The organism is Arthrobacter sp. Dra40 (assembly GCF_059091905.1).
This window is the reverse complement of record NZ_JBNHHB010000263.1, coordinates 1-6,207: the sequence shown is the minus strand read 5'-3', so window position 1 is coordinate 6,207 and position 6,207 is coordinate 1. Positions and strand designations below refer to the sequence as shown.

The window sequence follows — 6,207 nt, the reverse complement described above, 5'->3', positions numbered from 1 at the left end:
CGGCGTAGGAGGTGTCCAGCACCTGGGTCGGGTAGCCGTGGCGTTCGGCCCAGCGCAGGTACATGCGCATCAGCATCTCGGCGAAGTCGGCAGCGTCAACGCCGCCGGCGCCGGAGCGGATGGTCACCACGGCCTCGCGCTCGTCGTACTCCCCCGAGAGCAGGGTGACCACTTCGAGTTCGGAGAGCGCCTTCTTGAGCGAGGTCAGCTCGCTGGCCGCCTCGGCCATGGAGTCCTCGTCTCCGGCGTCCTCCTGGCCCAGTTCGACCAGGACCTCCAGATCGTCAATCCGTGCCGTCAGTTTCTCCAGCCGTTCCAATGCGCTCTGCCGGTGCGAGAGTTTTGAGGTGATTTTCTGGGCTGCGGCCGGGTCATCCCACAGATCCGGTACGCCAGCCTGCTCGCTCAGTTCGGCAATATCTTTGCGGATCGTCGCCACATCCGAAACGGCTTCAATGGATTCATAGGTGGCGCGCAATGCGCGGATTTCAGCGGGAAAGTCGATCTCAGCCATGGTTCTCCAAGCGTACGCCATGGTGGGGAATCCTCTGTCCCGCGGATGTGCCGCCCGTCTGCCCCTAGCTCAAGCGTGGACACTTGCAATAACCTGTGGGAGTGCGACGTGCGGTTTGCGCATTTGCCGCCTACGGGCTGGGGCCCAATAAATTTTCCAATCATTGGGGGAGGCTGCGATGCCCCGTCAGACTCACGGTTCCGTTCACAGCCGGCGGAAGAGGCAACGGCCCGACGGTCCGCCGCAACATCCAACCAGGTCGCGAAGGATTCTGGGGGCTCTTGGCGCCCTCGTTCTGGCCGCCGCAGCTGTCGCCGCCGCTTCCGGACCCGCCGCAGCTGCGGAAGAAAACGGCTACACCGTCGTCCTCAAGGACAGCGTCACGAGTGTCGATTCCACCGCCGTGGCACAGGGGAAGAAGTACGGGCTCACGCTTTCCAACACCTACGAACACGCCCTGAAGGGCTACTCGGGGACCATGACGGCCTCGGAGGCGAAGCAGCTGGCCGCCGATCCAGCTGTTGATTTCATTGCTCCCGAGCGGCAGTTCACGTTGCCGGAAAGCGTAGCCGGCAACGCTATGGAGACCGCGAGCACGGAATTCCTCCCTCCCTGGTGGCTGCGGGTCGGCGGCACGCCCCGGGAGGCAGCCGCCGACGGCCGGCAGAGCACAGTCAACACCGCCGTCATCGACTCCGGAATCGACGGCACCCATCCGGACCTGAACGTCCGCGGCGGCGTGGACTGCTCGGCCGGCACTGCGGTGGAGGTAGCTCCCGTCGACCCGTTCGGGCACGGAACAATGGTTGCGGGGGTGATCGCGGCGGAGAACAACAACACCGGGATCATCGGCACCGCGTACGGCACCCCGCTGTGGTCCGTCCGGGTGATGGCAGGCGACGGCACCATCTCGGAAGCTGCCCTGCTCTGCGCCGCCGACTGGGTGGTCTCCACTCACACAGACAACGACCCGGGCAATGACATCAGGGTGGCCAATCTCAGCCTCGGCGGCCCCGGCCACGACCAGGGAACATGCGGCAACGGGGTCGATCCCCTGCACAAGATGATGTGTGAGGGTTTCAAAGAGGGAGTCGTGTGGACGGTCGCCGCCGGCAATGCGACCGCGGACATCTCGAACACCGTGCCGGCCGCGTATGACGAGGTGCTTACCGCCACGGCCATGGCGGACTACGACGGCCGCCCCGGTGGCAAGGCAGCGCCGGCCTGTAGCGGAGCGTCCTTTCCCACCCCCGACGACGAGTTCGCCTTATTCTCCAACTTCGCCACCCAGTCTGCGGATCAGTTGCACACCGTCGCAGCCCCAGGAGTCTGCATGACCTCAACCTTCCCGGGAGGCCGGTACGCCACGGCAAGCGGCACCAGTTTCTCCAGCCCGGTTGTCGCCGGCTCGGTGGTCCGATGCCTGGAGAGCAGGGTATGCCAAGGCGACGGGGCGGCTGTCATGCAGACGTTCCTCGAGGAAGTCGAGGCGTACAACCAGGAGCACCAGCAGTACGGGTTCATCGGTGACCCCCTGCGACCGGTGCCGGGCCGGTACTACGGCTACCTGACCGCCGTTAGGCCCTTCTAGGGAACAAGCAGCCAGCATTGTCAGGTCCGCACCGGACTTGGCGCTCTGGTCACACCCGGAAGCCCCCGCCACGCCGGTCTTTGCGTCCAGGCCACCCTCTGATCCGGCACCGCTGCTAGAGGCATGAGGCCTGCGCAATGTGGGACGCCGACCTGACCGCCGGCGCGTTCCCATCGGCTGCAAGACGAAGACCGTCAGCTCAGAGCGCGCGATCGCTTGAAGGCCGAGGTCGGCGATCACGCGCCGAATCGACGCTGAAGATCGGCGTACCCGATGGCACCCTGGAGAAAACCGAGAGTACCGGCGTCGAGCAATTCGCGCCCCGCGCGCTCGACGGCGCTCAGCGCGGCACGCGCCAAGCTGCCGCCGAGGCTGACCCGCTTCACGCCGAGCGAAAACAACGTGGGCGCGTCGATGACGTTCGCGGTCAGCCCTGCCACAACGTTGAGCGGTGCCGGGATGGCTTCCGCGAGCCGGCGGATCGTGTTTTCGTCCTTCACGCCCGGTACGAAGACGCAATCGGCCCCCGCTTCGACATACCGGACCGCCCGATCAACGGTCGCGTCGAAGGCGTCACCAGCCACGCCAACGAAGTAGGTATCTGTGCGGGCGTTTAGCACCAAGGTGCCCGCAGGTGCCGCGGCCCGCGCAGCGGCAAGCCGCTCGACCGCCTCCTCGACGTCGATCAGATTGCCCCTGACAGCATCTTCAAGGTTGGCGCCAACCACCCCGAGTTCCACGGCCATCCGCACTGTGCGACCAACATCCTCCGGCGTTTCTCCGTAGCCGGCTTCGAGATCTGCGCTCACCGGCACGCCCACTGCAGCCACAATATTTCCCACCCGCTCGAGCATCGTGTCCCGAGTCAGCACCCCTCCGTCCGGAACGCCGCACGACCAAGCGATACCCGCGCTTGTCGTAGCTATGGCCGGGAACCCGACCCGCTCGAGGATGCAGGCAGAACCCGCGTCCCAAGCGTTCGGAAGCACAAATCCTGGTCCGGCGTGCAAGGCCAAAAAGGCGGCCGCCTGGTCAGTCGACACGTGTCCCACCGACTCTCCCGTCAACGCGCTACTCGAGTATTAAGCGGCAGCTCACCGAGCCTGGTCAATAGAATGCGAGACCGAATCAGCGCCGATCGACGCGTGACCGACAGCTGCCCCCTCAACTGCGACGAGCCCGTGTATTCCCAATTGTCCGCCGATCTCCGTCTTCGTCGCAGGTGATGGGCGCAATGCACCCTCCTGCGGTACAGGACGGACGTCCGGAAAACCCTGGCGTAGGGGCCTTTATCTGGGACCGGGGCGATGGACCGGAATGTTCCTGTGGCGACGGCCCCCTGGCTCTCCGGCCGAACGTCCTCCGCCCAGCTGCATCTGGTCGAAGACGGCGGACACATCGACGACGGCAACCTCACCGCCGCCAAATGAATCCAAAACCGCGAGCTCCGCGCCGCTAACCAGGTCAGGCGTTCCGCCGCATGCCTCCGGCCGCCGCGCACGCTGCAAGCGCTGCACGAAGCACAACGCGCGCGCCGCCCGGCGTGATGCCCGGCGAAGTACCCTCGGATAAAGCACCACAAACCGCCTGACAGCCGAAAGCCCGTCCCAGGACCAGACACCCTGGGGCGGACTTTCGTCGTTTCTGATGGAGTCCGCGGTTCCTTGCCCCGAAACTTCCCGTACCCCGTCCGCTACACATCCGGTCCCCCTTAGGGTCGCCGGGCTCGGGTCAGGCGTCCGGCGTGCGCTGCCCTTCCGGCAGGGATTCCGGGAGCGGGGCGAAGAGTTCGCCGCTTAGTTCGCCCGGCGTCAGGACGGGCGTCTTGGGACGGTTGTCGAAGACCAAGCGTGTAACGTCGGGGCGGGCATAGTGGCCGGACGGATCGACGGAGTTCTTGGCTAGGTCGATGAGGGACAGGTCTAGGTCCGCATAGACCAAGCCTTCCTGGGTCGGGTCCAGCGGTTCGGTGAGCAGGCGCGAGTCGGGGCCATAGATCCGGGCAAATCCGCCGCCGCCGGTGTAGACAGGGGTTGGGCCGCCCTCTGCGTCAGGGAAGACTCGGGCTCCTTCATCGCTCATGATCTGGGTCGCAGTGATGACGAAGGCGCCGCCTTCCAGCGCATAAGTCTGTGTGGCCGCCATGAGGGTTTCGGGGCTCAGGGCGGCCACGTTGCCCAAGATGCCCAAGCAGGGCCAGCCGGCGACGTGGATCTGCTCATTCTGGGAATACATGGCGTACTTGGTCAGCGGCTGAATGTGTTCGAAGCAGTTCAGAGCGCCCAGCCGGCCCAGGGGGGTGTCGATAACCTTGATGCCGGAGCCGTCGCTTTCCCCGAAGAGGGTGCGTTCGGCGTGGGTAGGCTTGAGTTTGCGGCGGTGCAGCAGGATTTCGCCGTCCGGGCCAATGATGGCCTGGGACATGTAAAGCGAGCCTGCGTCCTTTTCACTGAATCCGAGGACAACGGTGATCGAATTCTCCCGCGCAGCCTCGCGGATTCGGGTCATGGCCTCGCCGTCTATGGTCACCGAGTTGGCATGGTAGCGGGCGACAAACTCCATCTGCTGATAGACCGGGTAGCTCCAAAGGAACACCGGGTAACCCGGAATCCAGGTCTCAGGAAAGGCGACCAAGTCCGCGCCACCGGTTGCGGCCTCGCTGATCAGGTCGACGGTTTTCTTTGTGGTGCCGGCGATGTCCAGCCAGACGGGCTCAGCCTGGACGGCGGCTACACGGACGTTCTTTGGCACGGGAATCTCCTGGGGTGGATGGCCTGCAAGTTGATTCAACGGTAGGCCGCACTTGGGCACCTCCATAGGGCATAATCTGCGGAAAGATAGGCATTTTCTGCACAGTTTCCCGTAACATTGTGGTCTGAGTCATGGTCTTACGTTCCGGTAAAGATCCGGAAACACGGTTGCGTGAGGATGGGCTTGTGGCAGTTATTTCGGCGTCCGATGTCCGGGACTGGCAGGACATCGCCAGCAGCAGCTTCGTGCCCCTGCGCTGCCAAGGAGTTTCCGATTCGTTCTCCGCAACGGTCGATGTGCGGCACCTAAGCCCGGCGCTGTCCCTGTCCGAGGTCAAGTCCGGCAGCGTGAACGTCAGGAGAACCTCCGCGCTGGCGACCCGGAGCGAGAGCGACGATCTGCTGCTGTCCATCCAAATGGCTTCGTCCGGGCGGATTTCGCAGCACGGCCGAGACGCCATCATGACCCCGGGGACGGCCGTTCTTTACGAGACAAACCGCCCCTACGAAATCGACCACCGCCTGCCCGGCCAGCATCAGCTCATTGCCAGGGTGAAGAGGGCGGCACTTCGCCTGCCGGCAGACTCCGTTTCGCAGGCCTGTGGACGGCTGATCGGCGGCGCCGAACCGCGGCTCCGCATTTTCTCCTCCTACCTCACCTCCCTCTTCGAGGAGTCGGAACGGCTAGGTCCCGGTGCCCGCCAAGAAATGTCCGAGATCGCAGTGGACCTGCTTGCCGCGCTGCTCCGGGAAGGGTCCGGCAGTCCGCTGCGCCACAACGAGAACCTGCTCGCCGCCCTGAAATCATTCGTACGCGACAACCTGCACTCATCCGGCCTGTCCGTGGAGACTCTGGCCGAACAGCACCACGTCTCGGTCCGCGCCGTATACGACGCCTTCGCACCCACCGGCGAACCGCCGGCCGCCTTCATCAGAAATGCACGGCTAAAGAAATCGGCATCCCTGCTCTCCAATCCTGGGTCGGGCCGTAGGACGGTCGGCTCCATAGCCGCCGAGTGCGGGTATACCGACCCGTCAACATTCACGCGCGCCTTCCGGCGTAGATACGGCGTCGTCCCGACAAACTGGACGCCCGGGGCCTAGGGCGCGTTGCTCGCACCGTAACTTCTTCCGACAAGCACGAGGCGCCTCCGGCAGCCATCGGAATAGCCTTGTCATGTTTAAGCGTGGCAGACCGCTGTTTAAGGTCACAAGCATGTTCAGGCTTTCGGCTTCCCGGACTTCGCCGACAATCAGCCCAATCACGTCGCGCAGGGGCAGCTGCAGTTCGAAGATCTCCTCGACCGTCACGACTCGCTCCCGGCTGCCAATGGCTGCTGCCAGACAATTGA

5 protein-coding genes and 1 pseudogene are annotated in these 6,207 nt (G+C 64.6%); 2 read left to right on the top strand and 4 right to left on the bottom strand.

What is annotated here, in order from left to right; genetic code table 11:
• On the bottom strand, positions 1–514 hold a 514-nt coding region (locus tag AC5RWT_RS33330), incomplete at its 3' end, for a PCRF domain-containing protein (protein WP_494083954.1).
• A gap of 178 nt (positions 515–692) precedes the next feature.
• Here AC5RWT_RS33330 and AC5RWT_RS33325 point away from each other — a divergent pair.
• Complete coding sequence (locus tag AC5RWT_RS33325; protein ID WP_494083953.1) at positions 693–2,105, top strand: S8 family peptidase; 1,413 nt, start codon at positions 693–695, stop codon at positions 2,103–2,105.
• Between the two features lie 236 nt (positions 2,106–2,341).
• On the opposite strand, the gene AC5RWT_RS33320 is transcribed toward AC5RWT_RS33325, so the two are convergent.
• Both AC5RWT_RS33320 and AC5RWT_RS33315 read right to left on the bottom strand, forming a co-directional pair.
• The gene (locus AC5RWT_RS33320; protein ID WP_494083952.1) at positions 2,342–3,148 is read right to left on the bottom strand and encodes an isocitrate lyase/PEP mutase family protein; all 807 of its coding nucleotides are present in this window, start codon (positions 3,146–3,148) and stop codon (positions 2,342–2,344) included.
• 688 nt (positions 3,149–3,836) lie between these two features.
• The gene (locus tag AC5RWT_RS33315; RefSeq protein WP_494083951.1) at positions 3,837–4,856 is read right to left on the bottom strand and encodes a carbon-nitrogen hydrolase family protein; all 1,020 of its coding nucleotides are present in this window, start codon (positions 4,854–4,856) and stop codon (positions 3,837–3,839) included.
• A gap of 185 nt (positions 4,857–5,041) precedes the next feature.
• Between AC5RWT_RS33315 and AC5RWT_RS33310 the strand changes: the two genes are divergently transcribed.
• Positions 5,042–5,959, top strand: coding sequence for an AraC-like ligand-binding domain-containing protein (locus AC5RWT_RS33310; RefSeq protein ID WP_494083950.1), 918 nt, complete (start codon positions 5,042–5,044; stop codon positions 5,957–5,959).
• A gap of 84 nt (positions 5,960–6,043) precedes the next feature.
• On the opposite strand, the pseudogene AC5RWT_RS33305 reads toward AC5RWT_RS33310, so the two are convergent.
• Positions 6,044–6,207 (bottom strand): annotated as a pseudogene (locus tag AC5RWT_RS33305) (CpaF family protein); the annotation flags it as partial.